The organism is Candidatus Marinarcus aquaticus (assembly GCF_004116335.1).
In the GTDB taxonomy this organism is placed as follows: Bacteria; Campylobacterota; Campylobacteria; order Campylobacterales; family Arcobacteraceae; genus Marinarcus; species Marinarcus aquaticus.
Genome location: NZ_PDKN01000006.1, coordinates 35151 through 56825 on the forward strand (window position 1 = coordinate 35151; position 21675 = coordinate 56825).

A 21675-nucleotide genomic window follows, 5' to 3' on the forward strand; every position below is an offset into this window, starting at 1 on the left:
TATAAGAAATATAAAAATTTATTTTACTGTAAAAAGCTTAAGAATATAATTTGCCCACATTTACAAGGAGACAAAATGAAAGCATTATTATTTGTATTATCAGTGATGATTGGTGCGCAAGCACACTTTTTAACTTTTTTACCCAACAATGACAATATCCAAAAGATGAATCAATCAAAAGTTCAATTTGACATATCTTTTATTCATCCTTTTGAACAAACGGGTATGACCATGGAAAAACCAGAGCTTTTTTATAACAAAATAAAATTGCCATTAACTCAAACAAGTAAGTTTGACCATAAGTCATGGAAAGGTTCGTATGAGATTAAAACCCCAGGTGTGTATCAATTTTATGTGCAACCACAACCCTATTTTGAACCTGCAGAAGAGAAGTTTATTGTACATGTACCAAAATTGATTATCTCTTCATTTGGATTAGAAGATGGATGGGATGAACCCGTAGGACTTAAATATGAGATTGTTCCGATGACAAAACCATTTGGTTTGTATGCTGGAAACTTATTTCAAGGAAAAGTGTTGCATAATGGTAAACCAGCGAGCAATGTTGAAGTTGAAGTCGAACTTTATAATGAATTTGGACTTAAAGCACCTACTGATGCACACATTACACAAGTAGTGAAAACCGATGAAAATGGTGTTTTTAGTTTTACCATGAATCATAAAGGTTGGTGGGGTTTCGCAGCATTGATTGAAGAAGGAAGTTTGAAACACTCTGATGGAAAAGAGTATCCAATTGAAAATGGCGCACTTATTTGGGTGAAAGCGTACTAAAAGAGGTTTAAATGCATATAGCAGATGGTGTTTTAACATTAGAAGCCACAGCAGCAGTAAGTGCTGTGAGCATCTATGTGTTATACAAAGCACTTAAAGAGATACCTGAAGAGAAAATTACACTCACAGCTGCGTGCAGTGCAATGTTTTTTTTGGCTTCATTTATACATATCCCTTTGGGAGTGACGCAAATACATCTTCTGCTTGTAGGCGTCATAGGTGTTTTAATAGGGAGAAGTGCTTTTTTAGCCATTGCGGTGGCACTCATTTTGCAAGCACTGTTATTGGGTTATGGTGGCATGGTTTCTGTCGGGGTGAATCTCTTTATTATGGCTGCACCGGCATGGATAGTTTACGAGCTGTACAGATGTGCTTGGATGCAGAATTTAAATCAAAAAATAAGATTTTTTTTAGTAGGATTTTTAGGAGCATTTTTCTCTACAGTTTTATTAACAGCAATTTTATATTTTTCAAAAGAAGAGTATGAATGGGCGGCATACACCATATTCAGTGTCAATATTATTACCATGTTTATAGAAGGAATTATCAGCATGTTTTTATTGCTTTTTATTCAAAAAACATATTCGAATATATTAAAGGTTTAGATTGAAGCGTATTGTTTTATTGTTATGCTTAGGTGTGAGTTTTGTTTGGGCACATAAAATTAATCTTTTTATCACTACTCAAAAACAAAATGTAGAAATATACTCTTATTTTGCCAATGCTGCACCATGTAAAAGGTGTGATTTGGTCATAAAACACAACCAAACGGTGGTATTAAAAACCAAACTCAATGATGAAGGGAAATACAGTTTTAAATCACAGTATCCCAGTTTAGATATTCATGTCAGTACCATTGGAGGTCATGCTGCCCATCGAGCAGTCGTGGTGGATCATTTGACCAAAGAGAGTCTCAAAGAGCATCAAAAAAAAGAGCAAGAGAGCAATTATTTTAAAATTATTTTAGCTTTGATCCTCATTGCTTTGGTTTTTATTTTATTAAAACGAGTGAAGAAGTGAGCAAAGAGGGGTTTAATCTTATTATTGCATTGTTGTACTCAGTAAGCATTGCTTTTTCTGAAGTAGAAATATATGTGTTTATCCCCTTGATTTTTTTAGCATTTGTGCATAAAGCGTATCTTCTGGCGATTTTTAAACGACTGTTACTTTTGAATGTTTTTATTATCTTCTTAGTTCTTTTTGTTCTATTTCAAGACCATCAAGAGGCTTGGCAACTCTTTTTAAGAACCAATGCAATACTGCTTTTTAATCTTTTTTTGTTTTATCAATCCAAAGGGTATGATATTGTACGAGGCTGTTATGCTTTAAAGATGAACAAAAAGTTTGTGGCACTTTTTTATGTTACGATCTCTTTAATTGAGTATCTTTTCTGTGAATTGAAAAATGTAAAACAAACAATGAAAATGAGAGGTTTTAGTGCAACGACTTCCATGTTTACCTATCAAACTTACGGCAATGTATTTGCACTGCTGTTTATTAAAGTGATTCGAAAAGCACAACACATACAAGAAAGCATGATAACACGTGGTTTTCATGGAGAGATTTATCTTCTACAAGCACAAAAACTTGTGATGTTAGATTATGCATTAGCACTGCTTGTTGCGATGATGATTTTATTAAAAGGGCTGGCCATATGAGTTGTTCATTAAATTTAAGAGAAGTGGGTTATAAAAGTGGTGAAAAAACGCTCTTCGCAGCCATTAATTTAAATGTGGGGCATGAAGAAAAGGTGGCCATTGTTGGGGCTAATGGTTGTGGGAAAAGCACACTTCTTCGAATCATTGCAGGTGTACAAGAACCAAGTGAAGGATACTTAGAAATCTTTCATAATAAAATCACTGACCTTAAGGCCTTTAAAATCTATCGAAATGATATTGGTTATTTGCCGCAAGATGTCACCAATCACTTTTTATGCCCTACGGTGATTGAAGACGTGATGTTTTCCTTGCGAGCTCGAGGGGTAAACAGTGATGATGCAATGCAACAAGCCCATGAAGTCTTAGCGCAATTAGGCATTGAACACTTAAAAGAGCGTGTGATTTTTGAACTCAGTGGTGGAGAGCAAAAGATTGTGGCTTTAGCTGGACTTTTGGTCTTAGAACCTAAAATTTTGCTTTTGGATGAACCCACCAATGCTTTGGATGAAAAGAGTGAGAAACGCATTATTGAGATCCTCAATGGCATTAAAAAGTCAATGGTGATTGTCTCTCATCATAAAAGTTTTATCGAACAACTCACCCCTACAATTTATAAACTTGAAAATAAAATTTTAGAACCGCTTTAATTGTTGAGTTTTTAGATATACTTCTAAAAATATTAAACAATGGAGAACCATGAATTTTAACGCACTTGACAACAGTGTCAAACAAGCTATGCATGAAGAGTTACTGCAATATGCTAACCAATTGGGTGGTATGAACTTTTTTTTACAACTCATTGAAAGTATCAAAGCTGAAAAAGTCAATCCTCTTTTAAAACAAAGCAGCACGTTTCACTACCCTAAAGGGAAAATTACTTGGAATAAAATGATTTATAAACCAACACTCACTGCTTTGTTTACCGCATTGAAAAAAGAAGATAAACAAGGGGATATGTTACAAGGAACAAATCCAAAAGAGTATAAAAAAATCATGAATATGATGAAAACTTTGAAACCTTTAGAGATAAGTATCGAACCTGAAGAACTCGAACCTTTAAGCTTTTTAGTATTGGATACTTCGCAAGAGAAAAAAACAAAAATTTCATTTTTATTTAAAGTTATTTTCTTTTATAATATTGGCTTTGCAAAACAGGTTTTAACGTATAAAAAAGAGGCTTGAAGTCTTAAAGAAACTCTTTTGTGAAAGGTATTATAATAACGCATGATAGAAATCCCAAAAATATTAGAACGAATCAAACTTGACCCTACAAAAGAGTACAAACCTAACTTAGAGACACTGCGTCTTTTAGTTAAACACTACATTTTAAATGTACCCTATGAAAATCTTGATTTGGCTTTGAAAAAAGAGTTCAGTGTAAAGCTTGAAGATATCTACTCTAAGATTGTTTGCTCCAGCCGAGGAGGGATTTGTTATGAATCCAATACTTTGTTTGCATATGTGTTACAACAGTTGGGTTTTGATGTGATTATGATTTTAGCTAAAGTTGCTGATACGACCTATATTGGCTTTGATTATCCTCATTTAGCACTGTTAGTTACCTTGAACGATGATGAATACCTTGTGGATGTGGCCAATGGTCAAAATGTACGAGAACCCATGCCTTTACACGATGAGATGTTTATTGCCATTGCTGAGAACAATGAGTATAAAATAGAGCATCAAGAGGGGGTGTATACTCTCTTAGTTAATCATCGACACAAAGGGTGGCTTCCACGTTACTTGTTTACCAAAGAGCCCAAATATGTCTCTGACTTTGCGTGTGTTTTTGAAGATGTGGATGATGAAATCTTCTCACAAGAGGAGATGATGTTAGTCACTCAAGCACTTGAAGATGGACGTATGACCTTGACGCATGAGATGTTGTGTGTTAAAAAAGAGGGTGAAAAAACGAGCTGGGAAGTGTGCAAAAATAATCGCCAAGAGGTTTTAGAAGAGTATTTTAATATTAAGATTTGATACTCTCCACTCTTTCACACAGTTGATCAAAATGAAAACGGTCTTGGAATTTTTCTAAAATCTCTTCATAAATATCCCAACGTTTCTCTTCTAACTCTTGACCATTGTTTTTTAGTTTTTCATAAATACCTAAAATGGCACTATCTCCAAGTTCAAACAACGAAGCATTTTTAACAATGTCTGGAATTTCATCAATGGTTTCTTTGGGCATTTTATAATCACAATAGTATTGTCCCAGATCATTAATACCCCAATACTCTAAGCCCAATTTATTATAAAAACTTAAGGATGAGGAGACACAATACATTTTAAACCGTTCAATATTTTGATCAGCTACTTTTTCAAAGAGATAAGCAAACAACATCTTAGCATAGCCTTTGTATCGGTGTGCCTTGGGCGTTAATAAGTTGTGAATGGTGAGATATTGGTTGTCTTTGGAAATATTGTAAAAAAGATAACAAACGTGTTCCTCTTCATCATCGACCAAACACAAAGGAGGGAATTTTGTCCAGCTAAAATAGTTGTCCCACCAATCCAAACAGTGCTTACTGAAGTTTAAACTGTCGTAGTCTTCAATGCTTTGTACGGATTCAAAAAATTCATCACGAGTGAGTTCAATTATATGCATATCTGACCTTAGAAAAAAGCCAAAATAGTGATAAAAAGACTTTTTAGAATTAATTACAGTGTAGTCTTTTTAAAGGGGATTGTCAAGCATTTAAGCTGATTTCACATACCACTTGAGCATGGTCACTTTGCAGTAAAGAACCATCTTTGTGCTTTTGCAGATGTTCATCAAGGATTTCATAATTTGTGATTTTAAATGTAGGCAACCACTCTTTGGTGATAAAAATATAATCAATGATATTGCCATACCCTTGATAGTAACTTGTAGGGGTGCGTTTGACTTCTTTTGCTTCAGGGTGAGGGTTATACTCTATTGGGGTATGAAGTGTGTAGGCATCTATAAGAAGTGATTCTTTTCTCTTTTCATCATAATATGCACTGTTTGTTAATGCTTCTAAGCAAATCGAGTATTGTTTGTCATTCATATCTCCCATTAATACAGTAGGAAGTGTCTGCTTTTTTATATCATAATATAAAGAGGTTACTTCACACAAACGTTGCCGTAAAGCGTTTGAATAGCGGTCTTTTAAAGCTGTTTTGGTTTGCTTTTTTTTAAAAGCCAAGCTGTCTTTTTCTTTAAACGTATACTCAAATTCATTGAGACGGTTGGACTTTAAGTGGCACACATAAAGCCAAATATTTTGTTGATTGGGAAGTTCAATCAGTGCTTTGATAGGTTTGCGTGCAAAAACAGTTTTGGCTTTGTAGTTGTGCTCTTTGAGTGTGGGTTTGTGTACGGGGATTTCTTGAATATCTTTGATGGGATATTTACTGGCAAGTGCAACCACTGTGGAGGTAAAAATCGTCTCTTTTTCAACGGTGGGTTTATCGACTGTAACAAAATAGTTAAAGCCTGCATCTTTACATAAAGATTGAAGTTCATCAATAGAAAAAACCTCTTGAAAGCCTATGATATCACACTTCATACGTTTAATTTGTTGGCTAACCCACTCTTTTTTTTCTTGAAACTCTTCATTGGTGAATTGATCTTTTTTGATATACCATGAAAAAGGGGGCGCCACAAATTGAAAAAGATTAAAGGTACCAAAACGAAGTCTCATTATGCATACTTTATGATAACAAGGCTTTAAGACTTTTGGTGGTAAAGAGTTTGAGGTGTTCACCTTTTAGGCTTTTAAGTTCACTTGAAAAGCCTTTTTTTGCAAACAGTACAGTAATATCTGGTGTGAAATCTAAATCCTCACATACTTCATGAAGTCGTGTGAGCTCTTTTTTACTCACTTTACTGTCTCGGTATTTACAACTTCCAATAACAATTCTTCCTGATTGTGTTTTGGCATACAAATCAAGTTCATACTCATCATCCCAGTATCGTTTGGTTTTTTTAATACTCTCTTGCGTAAAACAGTTTTTGATATAGGCATGACAGAGTTGTTCAAAAATCAAATCAGAGAACTCTTGCTCTCTGTTTTTAAATCGTTCGTAAAACTCACTGTAATCGCCCTCTTTAATCCCTTTAAAGAGTGGCGAGATAAATGCAAACCAAAAACGTAAAAAAGGTGATACAAAAAGCACTTTCTCTGAAACGTTTTCATCATCAAATTGATTGGGATGCAATCGAACAGTGGTTTCAAGCGTAAGCAGTTTCATATCGCACAATTCATCTACGCAGTCAATACCTTCATTAAAAGAGACATTGGCTCGCTTAAATGCAGCATTAGTGCGTCGATCACTTAAAGCACATGCACTTAAAATTGAGTGCAATAAAGCATCGCCATCGGTGAGTTTACTGATATCATTTCGTAGAAACTTATATTGGTTTAAAATGTGTGTTTCAATTAAAGTTGTGAGTGGTAAATTCATATCCAAAACAACATCGGTCCCTCCAAACACAGTGAAGTAAGCAATGGCTTGCTCCATATCTTTGGGTCTGTTTTGCTCGCAGAAAAGTTTGAATTGCTCTTCAATGGGAAGTGTATGAAATTTGATGATGTAGCCTTTATTTAAGTATTTGATATTATAGCATAGATAAGTTTTACGTTGAAGTTTGTTATACTTATGCACTTAAAAAAGGAATGCAGGTGAATTTGGTTGGGTTTGATTATATCAATGAAAAGGAGAAACGCTTAGTAGAGCGCTTTTTGTACAGCTCTGAAGAGAAAAAGTATATTTTAGGCATCAATAAATACACCAAATCTATTGCAAAAGAAGTAGCCATTGATGGCATCATTGATGATTTTACTCGAGTACAAAGTTCGCGTAAAAAAGAGATTCTACAAATAGAAGATGTACCCAAAGATGCTCTGATTCTTTCAACTGCAAGTGGCAGTCCTTTGGAAATTAAAAAGAGTCTGGATGCCTTGGGTTATGAAAATTTCAATTATCTCTCTTTATATAAATACGGCACTCTTCAACTTCCTGATCCCATGTTTATGGCTGATTTTAAAGAGGATTTTCTAAATAATAAAGCTGAGTATGAAAAGAGTTATCATCTGCTCTTTGATGAAGAGTCAAAACGAATTTTTGAGAAGGTTTTGAATTTTAAAATCACCTATGACTTTAGATTTATGCAAGGCTTTACGAACAATCATGAAGCTCAATACTTTGATAAAGATATTATTCCTAATATCAAAAACATCCGTTTTGTGGATGGCGGTGCGTATGTAGGAGATACGCTTCAAGAGATTATCAAAAATTACCCTGATTATGAAAAGATATACTGTATTGAGCCCAATAACTTACACATCAATATCGCCAAAAGAGAGTTTGGAGAGTTAAAAAATATTGAGTTTATCAACTGTGGTTTGAGTGATACCACAACCACTGTTGAGCAATTTCAAGAAGCTCAAAACAACTGCGACCACAACTATCAAGCACTACAAACAGACACGTTGGATAATCTCATAAAAGACAGAGTTGATTACATCAAACTCGATATTGAAGGGGCAGAACAAGCAGCCTTAAAAGGAGCAAAGCAAACTATTTTAAAATCTCATCCCATCTTAGCTGTGTGTATCTATCATCAAGCACAAGATTGGTACAAAGTACCGCAGATTGTACTGGGGATACGAGCAGATTATGATGTATATTTAAGGCATTATATGGAGGGCATCTATGAAACCGTTCTTTACTTCCTTCCTAAAAAGTGAGTTTTGAGCGAATCTTAGCGTCAGAAAAATAAATTTACTCAGTCACATACTTTTTGTATGCTCCTTCATCACTTTATTTTCCTTCCTTGAACTTCATCTAAACACTCACTTTTAATGTTTGTAATGAGATAAAATTGGGCTACGAATTGAAACAGCACCAAGCACTCAAAACAAATTTTCATCAAATGAGTTCTTTTTTTAGTCTGAAAAGACTATGATATAGACAGAAACAAAGTGCAGGAGAAGTGATGATAAACAATATTGATGTGGTGTTTTTAGGCGACTCTTTACTCGCACGTGCCAAATGGGAACAACTCTTTGTTTCAAAAAAAGTGATTAATCTTGGTGTGGATGGAAGTACCACCAAAGATATCATCTCTCGCATGGATAAAGTGGTGGAGTTGCAACCTAAAAACGTGGTTTTACTCGTGGGAATCAATGATTTAAATCTCTATATGCCTCTTGATGAGGTGTTTGAAAACTATAAAACCATTGTCGAAAAACTTGATAATCATGGATTTAATGTCATCATCATACAACTTTTGTATACGCAAATGAATGCACTCAATACAAAAGTAACCGTGTTTAACCAATTTATACAACACTATGTCAAAGAGCACCAAGGTTTAACTCTTTTGAATCTCAATGATATTTTGAGTGAACAAAAGATACTAAAAGAGTGTTTTACAACTGATGGACTTCATTTGAACACGCCAGCATATGAGGTTATGGCTAAACGTATCGAAAAGCTACTATAATCAGAAAAAGTTTTTAAAAAATCACAAATTTATTATATTGTAAGAGTTCATTTATTACACTTTCATAATTATAATTAAAGGAAGAGAATGAAAAAGAGTATGTACCTCGTCGTATCAATCTTTTTGGCACTGCTTTTTAGTGGATGTGCGGGAAGTTATATGGTCAAAGTTCCCAATAACGTGGTTCAACCATCACAAGAGAAAGCAACCATTGTATTTATGCGTTCGTCATTTGTATTAGCTGCCATTGGTGTAGAGGTATTTGAAGTTAATGATGGAAAACTGTCATTTGTAGGATATTTAGGAAATGGAAGCAAGATTGCGCATCAAACAGAACCGGGAGAGAAAGTTTTTATGGCATTTGGCGGGGCGGCTGATTTTATGATTGCAAATGTTAAAGCAGGAAAGACGTACTACTCAATTGTACGACCAAACTGGGGTACCGGTGGTTTTGCACCTACACCAATAAGAACCGATGGTACATCAAATTACAATACCGATATGTCTTCATTTAAAAATTGGGTTGAGAAAACCAAATTGTATACCACTAACCCACAAGAAGCACAAGAGTGGTTTGTAGAAAACAAAGAGAAGTATGTCAAAATATATGATTACTATTGGCCAAGATTTCAAACGAAAAATAATGCACAAATTGCAGAGAGAACATTGAACCCAGAAGATGGTCTATAACAGAGTTGTTTAAACATGAGTTGGATTAAATATGCACTCTTAAGCAGTGTATTACTCTTTATTATAGGGTGTGCATCTGCTTCTGTGTACAATGTAAAAACAAAAACGTTTGAAGATGTCTCAACACTTTCAATGAAAAATGCTATTTTAAATGCAGGAGAGGAGTTGGGATGGATGATGAAAGAGGAATCCTCAAATAGAATCATAGGGCTAATGGCCATCAAAGATTACCAAGCTAAAATTGCTGTGGAGTATACGACTGATTCTTACAGTATTCAACTGCTTGAAGCAAAAAACATGAAGTATGATGCCCAAAAACAGATGATAAAAAGAGGCTATAACACATGGATTTTACAGCTTGAAAGCAAAATCGATGGATTGGTGAAACCTTTAAAAATGTCTGCGACACTCCAAAAAAAAGAGTTACAAGCACACAAAGATAAAGAAAACCTTGCATCTTTGAAGAGTTCAGAATTAAAAAAACCTGGCAGTAAAGGTTTGGTTTTAGTAGGACAGTTTCATGGAAATCTTCATGAAATTTATGATGTGATGAATACTCCTATTCCCCAAGCACATACTTTGAAAGAGCTTGAACAAGCAATTTTAACTGCAGGTCGACAACATAATTGGATGATGAAAAAACAAGAAGATGGATTTATTCTTGCCAAAAAAATCGTGCGCCATCACGTGGCAATCGTGCGTATTACCTACAGTCAAAAAGAGTACAGTATTACGTATATTACAAGTGAGAAATTGCACTATCAAACATACCATGTACACCAAAATTATAATATCTGGGTCAAAGAGCTTGAAACAGGTATAAACTTTAATTTACAATAAACCACGTCAAAAGACTCATTATTGATAATGAGTCTTTTATAAAACAGTATAAATTTATCATATTCTAAGAGTTCATTTATTACATTTTGTAACTATATTAAAGGACAAACATGAAAATCAAAACGTTAAATATCTTTGCAATAGCACTCTTTGCACTCATCATGATAGGGTGTGGTGGTCCTGTAAAACTCTATAACGTTGAAAATAAAATTATTGAAGGTGCAAATAAAGAAGTTCTGAAACGTGCAATATTTGATGCAGGTTATTCTTTAGGATGGAATATGAGAGAAGAAAATTCAAATACTATTATTGGTATATTAGTACGAAAAAAATTCAGTGCAACTGCTAATCCTCAATTTACTGGTTATTATGATGCAAAAATCTCTATAACATATAATGAAAACTCATACAGCATTAAACTTTTAGAAGCGAACAACTTAGATTATAATCCTACAGAGGAAACCATACGAAGTGGCTATAATGGTTGGATTTTAAACTTAGAGAATCAAATTGATGGTATTGCAACGCCATTAATGATGACAGAGAGTTTAAAGAAAAAAGAGCAAGAAGCACAAGCAGATAAAAAGAACAGTTCAACGACAGATAATGGCTTACGAAAGATTTACGATGTGATCAATGCACCCATTGCACAAGGGCACAGCATAGAAGAAATTGAAAAGGCAATTTTTATCTCAGGAAAACAGAATAATTGGTTAATGAAAAAGCAAAAAGAGGGTTTTATCTTAGCAAAAAAAGTGATACGAAAACATACCATGATAGTGCGAATTTCGTATGATCAAGAGCATTACAGTATTACGTATATCAGCAGTGAGAATTTAAAATATCAAGGTTATTATATTCATAGAAACTACAATGTCTGGATTCAACAACTTGAACAAGGTATTAATTTCAATTTAGAGTAAATTGGAGCACCACTTCTCTAGTTGTGTAACAAAATAAACAGGACACTCAATCATAGGGTAGTGTCCTGCTACGGCACACTCAACTATCTCAACATCTTTATATCCTTTAAAGAGTTTTTGTACGTGTGTTGTGCTGAACACAGGAAAATCTTCTGCGCCTGTGAGGATTTTAATAGGAACATCAATACCCTCTTGGGCTTCGTGTAAAAAATCGGTCTCTAAATACATCTTCATATAACCCACACGCGCGTCTAAAGTAGAAGAGCTGTATGCCATATCTATACGGTATTGCCTCCAAGTATCATTGTAGCGTTTACTGGCAGCTTCAACAATCTCTTCAATTTTGCTCTCGTTTTGTTGCATTTGTAAAAGCATGGTCTCTTTGGCATCTGGTTTCATTTTGATGCCAGCAGCAGAAATAGGGGTGATAAGATTGAGTTGAATGATACGTTTATCAAGAAGTGCTGCTTTTTGCGCAATCATGGTGGACATGGAGTGGGCTGTAAGGTAGACTTCTCTAAAACCTAAATGTGTAATAAGTGTTGAGATGTCTTTGGCAGCTTCATTGCAACTGTACTCTCCTTGTATGGCTTTGGATTTTCCATAACCACGATGGTCTAGAAAAACATAGGTAAACTCTTGGGTATTTAAATAAGCAAAAGAGGGTTCATAGTTTCTACAATCACCCATGAGTTCATGTAAAACTAACATGATTCGTTTTCCCTGACCGATGATGGTGTGCCCAAGAATGGTACTCATGTTATGCTTCTTTTGTGTGATATTGTTTTAAAAAAAGTGTACATAAAATCACCCCTATCAATGCCATAAAGGCTCCTACAAGTGAGGGGTACGCATAATTAAAATCAAAAAACAGCGGGATACCTCCAAAAAAAGCACCCAAGGAGTTAGCGACATTAAATGCGGCTTGTAAAAATGCAGCTCCGAGCATCGCTGAGTGTTTGGCACTTTGAAGCATCACCATATTAATAGGTGCTCCAATAGAGACTGCAAGGGCACCACACACAAACGTCAACGCTACAGAGATGATTTTAAATTCAGATAAGAAGAAGACGCACACCAAGGAAATCACCATGGCAATAAGAAGCGCAATGGCAACTTTGATGGGATTTTTTTTATCGGCTAAATAGCCTCCTAAAATATTTCCAACAACCATACCTGCACCGGCAACCATCATTAAGTATGAGACACTGCTTGCTTCAAAACCAGAGACATGAATTAACAGAGGTGCAATATAACTGAACCATGCAAACAACCCTCCAAAACCAATGGCGACAATCGTTAAAATGTGCCACGCTTTGATGGTTTTAAAAAACTCCAACTCCTCTTTAAACGTAACCGTGCGAAGTGCTTTTTGTTGAGGTAAATTTCTGAATAAAAACAAGATGGTGAGTATACCTAGGAGTGAAACAATACCAAATGCATAACGCCAGTGATAGTGGTGTCCAATGTAGGTCACTAAAGGCACCATCGCTAAATTGGCAATGGTCAGACCTGTGAACATGGTAGCGATGGCTTGGGCAGATTTACCCTCTTTGGCTAATTTTGCTGCCACAACCGTACCCACACCAAAAAAGGCTCCATGCGGCAAACCACTTAAAAATCGTGCCATCATCAAAGTGGCGTAATCAGGTGCAATGGTCGATAAAAAGTTAAAAAGTGTAAAAATCACCATAAAGGCAATCAAGATATTTTTAGGGGGAAACTTAGCACTGAGTGCGACTAAAATAGGTGCGCCAATAACCACCCCAAAAGCATAGGCAGAAATAAGATGCCCTGCTACAGGAATGGTAATACCAATATCGTGTGCCACATCAGGAAGCAGACCCATAATCACAAATTCTGTGGTACCAATGGCAAGGCCACCTAAGGCTAAAGGGAAAAGTTGTTTTCTCATATAAAGTTCTTTGTTAGTCTATTTTTGGAATTTTAGTAAAATAAGTTTACTACTAACTTAAAGTACTGTATTGAAACACTAATACAAATGTGATTCAGATATGCTATACTTATCAGAGATACAATCTCCTAAGGAGAATGAGATGTTGCGTTTTATACTCTTTTTTTCTCTCTTATTAAACTTTCAACTCACCGCACAATCCCTACAAAAAAAGAGTGTTCAACTTCCTGATTATTTAACGCAAGAAGAGATTGCATATATCAAACAAAAAAGAGTTATCATTGCATCCAATGAGTATGACTATGAACCCATGGATTTTAATGTCAATGGAGTACCTGTCGGGTATTCGATTGACTTACTCAATATTTTAGCTACCCAAGTGGGTCTGAAAGTGCAGTATAAAACGCAAATTTGGAGTGAACTTTTAGAGAGTTTGTATAATGGGCAAATTGATCTGATGCACACCATTTATAAGACAAAAAAAAGAGAAGAGAGTCTCTCTTTTTCATCATCATATTTAACTGGACGTAACCATTTTGTTCAAAGAAAGAATGATTTTAAACTCACGAATTTAAAAGATCTTTCTGGTAAAAAAGTAGGGGTGACCAAAGGGTGGCTGGAGGTGGAGATTATCAGCAAAAATCCCAACATCACCAAAGTCTACTTCTCCGGATTAAAAGAGAAACTTGAAGCGCTCTCTGTAGGCAAAATTGATGCCATTATGAATGATGGGTTTATTGCAAATTATACGATTATAAAAAATGGATTTATGAACTTAAAAGTGGGCAAATTTGTTTTGGAACGCAGCAATTCTTCTCTGGATGATTACTATTTTGCAACACTGAAAAGTCAAGCCATTTTAATCTCTATTTTAAATAAAGCCTATATGAATACCGATATTAATTTGTTGAATAAATTGCAACACAAATGGTTTGGCAACATGCTTGAAAAAGGGGAGTCGCTGTTTAACCTTGCAGAGTTGGAGTATCTCTCGGATGTGCGCTCAATCAATGCGTGTATTTTGGCCAATGTGATCCCTTTAAGTCATATTGAAAATGGAAAACCGCAAGGCATTGTTGCTGATATTTTGTTTGAACTTCAAAAGATTATGGATGTACCTTTCTCATTTATTGAAGTCAATCATTACAGTAATACACGACAACTTATTCAAGATAAAAAGTGCAATATTATACCTATTATGGAGTATGAGAAAAAAAGTTTGTCTGATAATCTGACATCACCTTATTTAGATATGTCGTATGTAGCAGTTGGAAAGAGTGATAAAAAGTTTTTCTCAGACTTAAGTGAGTTGAAAAATATCACAATATCGGTTGTTCAAGGTACACTTAAAAGTGAAGAGATTAAAAATAAGTACCCTTCTGTTGAAACAGTCACAGTGCAGAACACAGAAGAGGGATTGGCATTGGTTAACAGTAAAAAAGTCTACATGCACTTAGATTTATACCCTGTTGCAAAATATTATATCTCTAAATATGAGGATGAAGAGTTTAAAATCATTGGACGATTGGAACAAACATTAAAACTCTCAATGGCAACGCAAAAAGAGAACAGAGTCTTAGCCTCAGTGATTGAAAAGTCTTTGAATCAAATTTCTAAAACAAAAATCGATACTATCGTTAAAAAATGGACCGAAATTGAGGTTCGAAAAGTAGTCAATTATAAGTTGTTGTATCAAATAATTGCAGGGGCATTGGTGTTGATTGTTCTTGGTGTATGGCGTTACCGATTGCTTAAAAATACAAACAGGGAAATCAAACTCATCAACAAAGAGTTGCAAGCTTCACAAGGTAAACTTTTACGACAGAAAGAGGAGTTTGAAGCAGTTTTTAAAGAGAGTAAAGATGGAATAGCCATTATCAGTAGAACGTTTCAATTCATCGATTGTAATATGGCGTATGAAAAAATGCTTGGTTTTTCAAAAGCCAAATTGCTTGAAACAAACTTTTTAGATACCGTTATCAGTATGGATAAAGAAGAGATAAAAAGAGTAATTAAAGAGATAGAACCACACAAGTCAATTGACCTATTTGAAAAGGTTTGTTTGGGCAAAAATCAAAAAAGAGTATCGACCAACATGACATTTACGTTAATGCCCGATAAAAATAAAGTGCTTTTAGCCGTTAAAGATTTGACCTCTTTGAAACTTTTGGAGTCTCAATCAAAACTCGCTTCCATGGGAGAGATGATAGGAAACATTGCACACCAATGGCGACAACCTTTAAGTATCATTACCACAAGTGCAACGGGACTCTCTTTAAAAGCAGAGATGCAAGAACATGTAGAGAATCAAGAAATCATACACTTTTCAAATGAAGTTGTACAACAATGTCAATATCTTTCACGAACGATTGATGATTTTAAAGAGTTTATTAAAGATGATATGAAATCTGTACCTACAAGCGTAAAAGAGTCACTCCAAAGTGCTTTGAGCTTGACGAAAGCTTCCATGAAAAGCAACTATATTGAAGTGGTTGAAACCCTTGAAGAGGATCTTATCATTGCAGGCAATAAAAATGAGTTGGGACAAGCCTTTATCAATATTTTAAACAATGCCAAAGATCAACTCAAAGAGATTGCGCAATCCAAACAAAAACGCTACATCTTTGTTTCAAGCAAAAAGTTAGATAAGGAGACAATAGAGTTACGCATCATGGATAATGGTGGAGGAGTTAATGCTGAGGTTATTAACCGTATTTTTGAACCCTATTTTACAACCAAACATCAATCTGTTGGAACAGGACTTGGGTTATCTCTGAGTGATAAAATAATACGTCAAAGATACAAAGGTTTGATTCAAGTCTATAATGAGACTTTTGAGTATGAGGGGAAAGAGTATGTGGGTGCTTGTTTTGTGATACGCTTGTATGCACACAAGACAGTTTAAAAGAGCATCTTGCTGCTTCAAGCAGTAAGATGCTCGTAGAATTTACTCACACGTTGAAACATGAAATCCATAACGGTTAAGCTCTTTAAAGATGTGGCACGTTGCTTTATCGTCTCCATCTAATGTAACCGTAATATGTTCAACATTGCGTTTTGCTTCGTGTAAATCATCTCGATAGTAAGTTTTTATAATATATCCTGGGATATAACCGCCTTGATGCCACCCTTTTGTGATGGTACATTTATTCTGTTTATAGGCCTTATTGACCATAACCAACTCAGAGTTTTCAACATAGGTATTAAGGTCTGTATCCTCTGTCGTACACTCTGCCATTGAAGAAGTGGTTGCAAAAAGAGTGAATGCAACGAGTAGTTGAAACAGTTTGTTTTTCATTTTTTCTCCTTTATTAATGTCCACATGTTGTTAAATAGCGTTGAGCATTGCTATTTAAAGTTTGAAACACATGGCAAGTTAGATTTATATCATCAGCAATTCTGACTCTGACTGTAAGATGTGTTTCTGTATGAAATGCATCAGTTGGTATACCATATTCATTGAATATCCAACCAGGAAGCACTCCTCCTGGATGAAAATTTTGTGTAATGGTGCAATCATTGCTATTATATGCATTTCTAAGAAATGCTACTTCAGAGTTTTGTACAAAACTGTTGAGATCAGTTCTTTGTTGATTATCCAAATTTGGAATATTCACATTGCATGCTGCCATTGCTGAAGTGCCCAGTAGAGTTAATGCACTTGTCATTAAAACTTGTAAAAGTCTTTTTTTCATTCTCTATCCTTTGTGTTGATGTAGAATGAAAGTATATATGGGTAAAGTTTGTACAGAATTTGTTAAACAGAACTGTTTAAAAAGTTGGAAAGAAAATAGAAATATAGCAGAAAAATCCATCCTATAAATATAGCAGAATGTATGAGCATAAACTTCACTTTTTTGATTTTATGTCGAAAAAGCATCATGGCAAGGGTACTTCCTACAAAACCTCCTACAATAGAGAGCGTGTGCAGATTTTTTTCAGAAATACGTCGTTTATCATGGATTGCTAGGTATTTATCGCAGCCATAAACTATAAAGCTAAGAAGGTTTAATGCAATTAATATCATAAGTGGTTCATTCATAAATTCAATTTTATAAGAAGTTTGATTAAGATATACTGTCAAAAAATTTAGGACAACAAATGATTCGAGACCATCGAGAACGAGAAGATATTACCATTGGATTGGGTGTAAAAGTGGTACTGAAAAAAGACCAACGCACAGGCAAACTGACTTCTGGGAAAGTGAAAAAGCTTTTAACCAACAGTAAATACCACCCAAGAGGTATTAAGGTGATGCTTGAAGATGGTCAAGTCGGAAGAGTGCAAGAGTTTTTGTAGCAAATCTCTACGTTATTGCTAAAATAGAAACAGTCATTTACTATCTGTAAACTCCTGCTTCTATTTTAACTGTTTGCCTTGAGCTTTATAACTAAAACTCTTGCTTGAGTTTAATACAAAGGAATGAAATGAAACTTTACGTCGATGGCGATGCTTTTCCTAACTTACTTAAACCCATCCTTTTTCGAGCCATTGAAAAAAAAGGCTTAGAAACGCTTGTCTTTTCAAATAAGAGAATCAATATCGGGCAATCTTCACTTATAGAGTATCGTTTGGTGGAACTGGGTGCAGATGAAGCAGATAACAAAATTGTTGATGAGGTGCAAGCAGGAGATTTGGTCATCACTGCGGATATTCCTTTAGCTGACAGAGTCATTGCTAAACAAGCACATGCACTTGACCACAGAGGGGTGATGTTTACGGTGGATAATATCAAGGAGAGACTTGCAGTAAGAGATTTGATGCAAAATATTCGTGATATGGGGGAAATGACAAGAGGGCCTGCCCCATTTTCTCAAAAAGATAGCGCACTCTTTGCCAATGCACTCAATGCCTTTTTACAGAAATATCTTTAAAGGAATTCTCTTAACACATGCCAAACTACGTTTGGAATCTACGCGTGAAGTTTGCCTTTTGATATTAAATCAAAAGTTTTCCCCTACTTCTGTGCTCACTTTCGTGAGTCACGCTTCTTTACTTTTTCCAACAATGAAATAAGTAAAACAAAAAATCAGTTTTTAGGGACTGATGTTCTTGTTGTTATTTCCATTTCAAATTATTGTCGAATATTTGTGTTTTGAATCTTAATTAAAAAACTAAAAGTGATATGTTTTGACACATATAATCTTAAAGATTATATAAAAAAAGAATATGTATTTATTTTGTGACCAATAAACGATACTATGATAAAAACATAAGGAAATATTGTGGAAGATAAAATATTTTTAAGTACAAAAAGTAAACTAGTTAAAATTAATAATGATGAATTAGAAATAAATGGAGTTTTATTAAAAGAAAAGTTAGGTGACGAAGTATTTGAATATAAATTGTCTGATACTATGGATGAAAATACATTAACTAAAAAAGCTTTTGAAATATCCCAAAATTATTATATTAAATCTCTTGAAAAACTTGTATCAGCTGAAAAGTTATTAGTCCTTACAGGTGCTGGTAGTTCAAAAGATGATGAACTATTTGGTGGAAAACTTATGTGGGAACTATGGGATATTATTAGTACATTAGAAGTTGATAGCTTCAATTTTGGTAGTTTTTTAGATAAATTAGAAATTCCCGAGAATATTAGAGATAGGTCGGATTTAGAAACAGTACTATCTAAAGCAAAACTATTTTTAGAATTTAAAGAAGATAGAGAGTTAGAAAATCAAGTAAAAATAATTGAAAAAACTATATTAGATAATTGTAGTTTCTCATTAATAGATAAATCAATACATTTAGAGTTTATAAAAAAATTGACAAGTCGTAAGACAAAACAATCACGCTTAAAAATATTCACCACTAATTATGATAAGGCATTTGAGGAAGCTGGTGCAGAAGGAGGGTATGTAATTATTGATGGTTTCTCTTTTACTCAACCAAGAAAATTTAGTGGTAAATATTTTGATTACGATATAGTCATCCGTGAAAATAGTCGTACTTCATCGACTGAAAACTTTGCGAATAATGTATTTCATTTGTATAAACTTCATGGTTCTGTGAATTGGGAAAAGAAAAACAAGGATGTGATTCAAACTAGCAATCCTGATAAAGCTATGATGATTTATCCAAATAGTAATAAGTATGAATCTTCTTATGAACAACCATATTTTGAGATGATGAGTCGATTTCAATCAGAACTACGAAAAAGTGGTACAACTACTTTAATTACTGTTGGATTTAGTTTTGCGGATAAACATATTTTTACTATGATTAATGAAGCATTGAATCAAAATCCAAGTTTAAATTTAGTAATTATTGAACCATTTATAAAACCAGATTTAAATGAAAACTTTGAAAAGTTATTTGAATTATCAACGAAAACTAGTCAGGTACTTATTATTGGAGAATTTTTTAAAAATTTTGTATCCTATTTACCATCTAGTCAATATCTTAATTTTAATGGAGATAGTTAATGAACAAGCATATTTTTACAAATGAAAAGTTTGTAGGGTATATATCTAAAGTAACACCTAGTTTTTCAAATATTCATTTTCCAACTCCTAAATTGCTAAAAAAATTTTGGCATTATGACGATGAGTTGTCAGGAGGTATAGTAGGAAACTATATAGTTATAGAGGGTGAAAATTATGGTTTTTTAGGAAAACTTCAAGAAGTTTCCTTACCTGAAAAAGAACAAAACTTTTTAGGTGAACATGCTTTTTATGATTCTTCTTTTCATCCACAGGGTAAAGTGGAACTATTGTTATCATTTAATTATTATTCAACAAAAATTGATAAAGGATTAGATAAGTATCCTGCAGTTGGTTCAAAAGTATATTTATGTTCAGCTGAATTAATTAAAACATTATTCGTTAATGATGTAGCAGAGAATAATGTGAGTTTTGATATTGCAAAACTAACTAATACTTTAGAAACAGACTTACCCTTAAACCCAAATCAATTATTTGGTAGACATTGTGCAGTCGTTGGAACTACGGGTGGAGGTAAGAGTTACACTATTTCAAGAATACTTGAAGAATTTTTACATTTAAATCAATCAAAAGCTATTCTAATAGATGCTACAGGAGAGTATGAAAGTTTTTACGAATTAGGTAATGTAAAGACTGTAAAATTTGGTGCAAATGATGAAGATACTTTTTTCCATTACTCAAGATTAAGAACTATGGATTTAATAGCACTTTTTAGACCAAGTGAAAATACTCAAAAACCTAAATTATTAGATGCAATTAAAAGTTTAAAGCTTGTAAAACAATTACAAGAAAATGAAGACTATGATTCGTCAATATATGAAAAAGAAAATCAATCTAAAATGGAATATTATAGTCATTTAGGTACTTATAGAACAGAGATAGAATCTGATAAGAGTGATTTTAATATAAGTAATTTGACACATCAAATTGGTTGTGAATGCATTAAACATGGTGATATAAATAATTTTGGGGGGAATGATGGTAGTGCAGTTGCAAATGTACGTTCCTTAATTAGTAGAATTGAACATATACGAGGAAAGTTAGAATATCGTAATATTTTTGGTTTTAATAAACAATTAAACAACAATAATGAGTTTAATCAAGAGCTAGAAGATTTTTTAGACACAACCCAGACTGAAAAAACTTTATTTATAATCTGTTTAAAAGATGCTTCTTTTGAAAAAGGCTTAAGAGAAATTCTAACAAATGCAATAGGTAACTATTTGCTCGATGAAGCAAGGCAATATAAGTTTAAAGAAAAGCCACTGGTACTATTTGTTGATGAAGCACATCAATTTCTTAAAAAGACAATTACTGATGATTTTTTTCAAGACCTGGAATTAGATGCTTTTGATAAAATAGCAAAAGAGTGTAGAAAACATGGTTTATTTTTATGTATATCTACACAGAATCCTCGAGATATACCTGTAGGAACATTAAGTCAAATGGGAACATTTATTGTTCATAGACTTATAAATGAAACGGATAGATTAGTTATAGAGAAAGCTTGTTCGGAAGGAAGTAGAAATTCACTTTCTTATTTACCAGCATTACAATCAGGTGAGGCACTTTTAATTAGTATTGAAATGCCAATGCCAATAATTGTTAAAATTAAAGAGCCGACTATTAAACCTACTTCCTTAACCCCTAAGTTATTTTCTTGAAATCAACCCTTATGATAATGAATAGATTTTAAAATAAATAGAGGAAAAGAGAAAAATATTTGTAGGATTTTACTTGGTGTAAATGAGTACAGATATTTTTCTATTTGACGTGTAGTTATACCAAAAGATGTTTATTAGCATAAGGGTTAATTAAGGTGTAATTAAGTACAATCCATAACTTTTTTAGAAAACACTCAACGTTTCTCTAGAATGGTAGTATCGTTTTGATTATGCTCCACGCATATGTCAAAGTCCGCGAGAAGCATGAGCCG

25 protein-coding genes are annotated in these 21675 nt (G+C 33.9%); 17 read left to right on the plus strand and 8 right to left on the minus strand.

Features of this window, described 5'->3' with window-relative positions:
- The first annotated feature begins 75 nt into the window (after positions 1-75).
- The 7 genes from CRV04_RS09130 to CRV04_RS09160 are packed head-to-tail and all read left to right on the plus strand — an operon-like array spanning position 76 to position 4430.
- Complete coding sequence (locus CRV04_RS09130; RefSeq protein WP_128996538.1) at positions 76-792, plus strand: DUF4198 domain-containing protein; 717 nt, start codon at positions 76-78, stop codon at positions 790-792.
- 11 nt (positions 793-803) lie between these two features.
- Complete coding sequence (gene cbiM / locus CRV04_RS09135; protein WP_128996539.1) at positions 804-1397, plus strand: cobalt transporter CbiM; 594 nt, start codon at positions 804-806, stop codon at positions 1395-1397.
- Between the two features lies 1 nt (position 1398).
- A complete protein-coding gene (locus CRV04_RS09140; protein ID WP_128996540.1) occupies positions 1399-1812 on the plus strand; it encodes a hypothetical protein in 414 nt (137 codons plus the stop codon).
- A complete protein-coding gene (locus CRV04_RS09145) occupies positions 1809-2450 on the plus strand; it encodes an energy-coupling factor transporter transmembrane component T family protein (protein ID WP_164969140.1) in 642 nt (213 codons plus the stop codon). The genes CRV04_RS09140 and CRV04_RS09145 overlap by 4 nt, the downstream gene beginning before the upstream one ends.
- Positions 2447-3097, plus strand: a complete 651-nt coding sequence (locus CRV04_RS09150; protein ID WP_128996542.1) for an energy-coupling factor ABC transporter ATP-binding protein — start codon at positions 2447-2449, stop codon at positions 3095-3097. Before CRV04_RS09145 ends, CRV04_RS09150 begins: the two co-directional genes overlap by 4 nt.
- A 49-nt stretch (positions 3098-3146) precedes the next feature.
- Entirely contained in the window at positions 3147-3632 is a 486-nt protein-coding gene (locus CRV04_RS09155) for a hypothetical protein (RefSeq protein ID WP_128996543.1), read from the plus strand.
- A gap of 42 nt (positions 3633-3674) precedes the next feature.
- Positions 3675-4430 carry an arylamine N-acetyltransferase family protein gene (locus tag CRV04_RS09160; RefSeq protein ID WP_128996544.1) on the plus strand — a complete coding sequence of 252 codons (756 nt, stop codon included), beginning with the start codon at positions 3675-3677 and terminating at the stop codon, positions 4428-4430.
- On the opposite strand, the gene CRV04_RS09165 is transcribed toward CRV04_RS09160, so the two are convergent.
- The 3 genes from CRV04_RS09165 to CRV04_RS09175 form a co-directional block, all read right to left on the minus strand.
- On the minus strand, positions 4420-5058 hold the full coding sequence (locus CRV04_RS09165; protein ID WP_128996545.1) for a GNAT family N-acetyltransferase: 639 nt from the start codon (positions 5056-5058) through the stop codon (positions 4420-4422). The genes CRV04_RS09160 and CRV04_RS09165 overlap by 11 nt on opposite strands.
- Positions 5059-5140: 82 nt before the next feature.
- Positions 5141-6118 carry an endonuclease/exonuclease/phosphatase family protein gene (locus CRV04_RS09170; protein ID WP_128996546.1) on the minus strand — a complete coding sequence of 326 codons (978 nt, stop codon included), beginning with the start codon at positions 6116-6118 and terminating at the stop codon, positions 5141-5143.
- Between the two features lie 10 nt (positions 6119-6128).
- A complete protein-coding gene (locus tag CRV04_RS09175; RefSeq protein WP_128996547.1) occupies positions 6129-7082 on the minus strand; it encodes a DUF234 domain-containing protein in 954 nt (317 codons plus the stop codon).
- A 17-nt stretch (positions 7083-7099) separates the two neighbouring features.
- On the opposite strand from CRV04_RS09175, the gene CRV04_RS09180 reads away from it, so the two are divergent.
- The 5 genes from CRV04_RS09180 (at position 7100) to CRV04_RS09200 (ending at position 11378) form a co-directional block, all read left to right on the plus strand.
- On the plus strand, positions 7100-8167 hold the full coding sequence (locus tag CRV04_RS09180; protein ID WP_228126521.1) for an FkbM family methyltransferase: 1068 nt from the start codon (positions 7100-7102) through the stop codon (positions 8165-8167).
- Between the two features lie 248 nt (positions 8168-8415).
- Complete coding sequence (locus CRV04_RS09185; RefSeq protein WP_128996549.1) at positions 8416-8925, plus strand: GDSL-type esterase/lipase family protein; 510 nt, start codon at positions 8416-8418, stop codon at positions 8923-8925.
- Positions 8926-9012: 87 nt separating this feature from the next.
- On the plus strand, positions 9013-9615 hold the full coding sequence (locus CRV04_RS09190; protein WP_128996550.1) for a hypothetical protein: 603 nt from the start codon (positions 9013-9015) through the stop codon (positions 9613-9615).
- A gap of 15 nt (positions 9616-9630) precedes the next feature.
- A complete protein-coding gene (locus CRV04_RS09195; RefSeq protein WP_128996551.1) occupies positions 9631-10455 on the plus strand; it encodes a hypothetical protein in 825 nt (274 codons plus the stop codon).
- 110 nt (positions 10456-10565) lie between these two features.
- Positions 10566-11378: a hypothetical protein gene (locus CRV04_RS09200; RefSeq protein WP_128996552.1), complete on the plus strand. Its 813-nt coding sequence runs from the start codon at positions 10566-10568 to the stop codon at positions 11376-11378.
- Here CRV04_RS09200 and CRV04_RS09205 read toward each other — a convergent pair.
- Both CRV04_RS09205 and CRV04_RS09210 read right to left on the minus strand, forming a co-directional pair.
- The gene (locus CRV04_RS09205; RefSeq protein WP_128996553.1) at positions 11370-12137 is read right to left on the minus strand and encodes an alpha/beta fold hydrolase; all 768 of its coding nucleotides are present in this window, start codon (positions 12135-12137) and stop codon (positions 11370-11372) included. The two genes, CRV04_RS09200 and CRV04_RS09205, sit on opposite strands and share 9 nt — an antisense overlap.
- 1 nt (position 12138) lies before the next feature.
- Entirely contained in the window at positions 12139-13293 is a 1155-nt protein-coding gene (locus CRV04_RS09210) for an MFS transporter (protein WP_128996554.1), read from the minus strand.
- A gap of 142 nt (positions 13294-13435) precedes the next feature.
- Here CRV04_RS09210 and CRV04_RS09215 point away from each other — a divergent pair, with 142 nt between their 5' ends.
- Entirely contained in the window at positions 13436-16198 is a 2763-nt protein-coding gene (locus tag CRV04_RS09215; RefSeq protein ID WP_164969141.1) for a transporter substrate-binding domain-containing protein, read from the plus strand.
- A gap of 42 nt (positions 16199-16240) precedes the next feature.
- Here CRV04_RS09215 and CRV04_RS09220 read toward each other — a convergent pair whose 3' ends face one another.
- The 3 genes from CRV04_RS09220 to CRV04_RS09230 form a co-directional block, all read right to left on the minus strand.
- A complete protein-coding gene (locus tag CRV04_RS09220; RefSeq protein ID WP_128996556.1) occupies positions 16241-16591 on the minus strand; it encodes a hypothetical protein in 351 nt (116 codons plus the stop codon).
- A gap of 13 nt (positions 16592-16604) precedes the next feature.
- Positions 16605-16988, minus strand: a complete 384-nt coding sequence (locus CRV04_RS09225) for a hypothetical protein (RefSeq protein ID WP_128996557.1) — start codon at positions 16986-16988, stop codon at positions 16605-16607.
- 62 nt (positions 16989-17050) lie between these two features.
- Positions 17051-17335 carry a DUF1294 domain-containing protein gene (locus CRV04_RS09230; protein WP_128996558.1) on the minus strand — a complete coding sequence of 95 codons (285 nt, stop codon included), beginning with the start codon at positions 17333-17335 and terminating at the stop codon, positions 17051-17053.
- A 59-nt stretch (positions 17336-17394) separates the two neighbouring features.
- Here CRV04_RS09230 and CRV04_RS09235 point away from each other — a divergent pair, with 59 nt between their 5' ends.
- From CRV04_RS09235 to CRV04_RS09250, 4 genes are all read left to right on the plus strand, one after another.
- Entirely contained in the window at positions 17395-17592 is a 198-nt protein-coding gene (locus tag CRV04_RS09235) for a YwbE family protein (protein ID WP_128996559.1), read from the plus strand.
- 128 nt (positions 17593-17720) lie between these two features.
- Entirely contained in the window at positions 17721-18167 is a 447-nt protein-coding gene (locus tag CRV04_RS09240) for a YaiI/YqxD family protein (RefSeq protein WP_128996560.1), read from the plus strand.
- Positions 18168-18518: 351 nt separating this feature from the next.
- Entirely contained in the window at positions 18519-19721 is a 1203-nt protein-coding gene (locus tag CRV04_RS09245; RefSeq protein ID WP_128996561.1) for an SIR2 family protein, read from the plus strand.
- Entirely contained in the window at positions 19721-21403 is a 1683-nt protein-coding gene (locus CRV04_RS09250) for an ATP-binding protein (RefSeq protein ID WP_128996562.1), read from the plus strand. Before CRV04_RS09245 ends, CRV04_RS09250 begins: the two co-directional genes overlap by 1 nt.
- Positions 21404-21675: the final 272 nt, after the last annotated feature.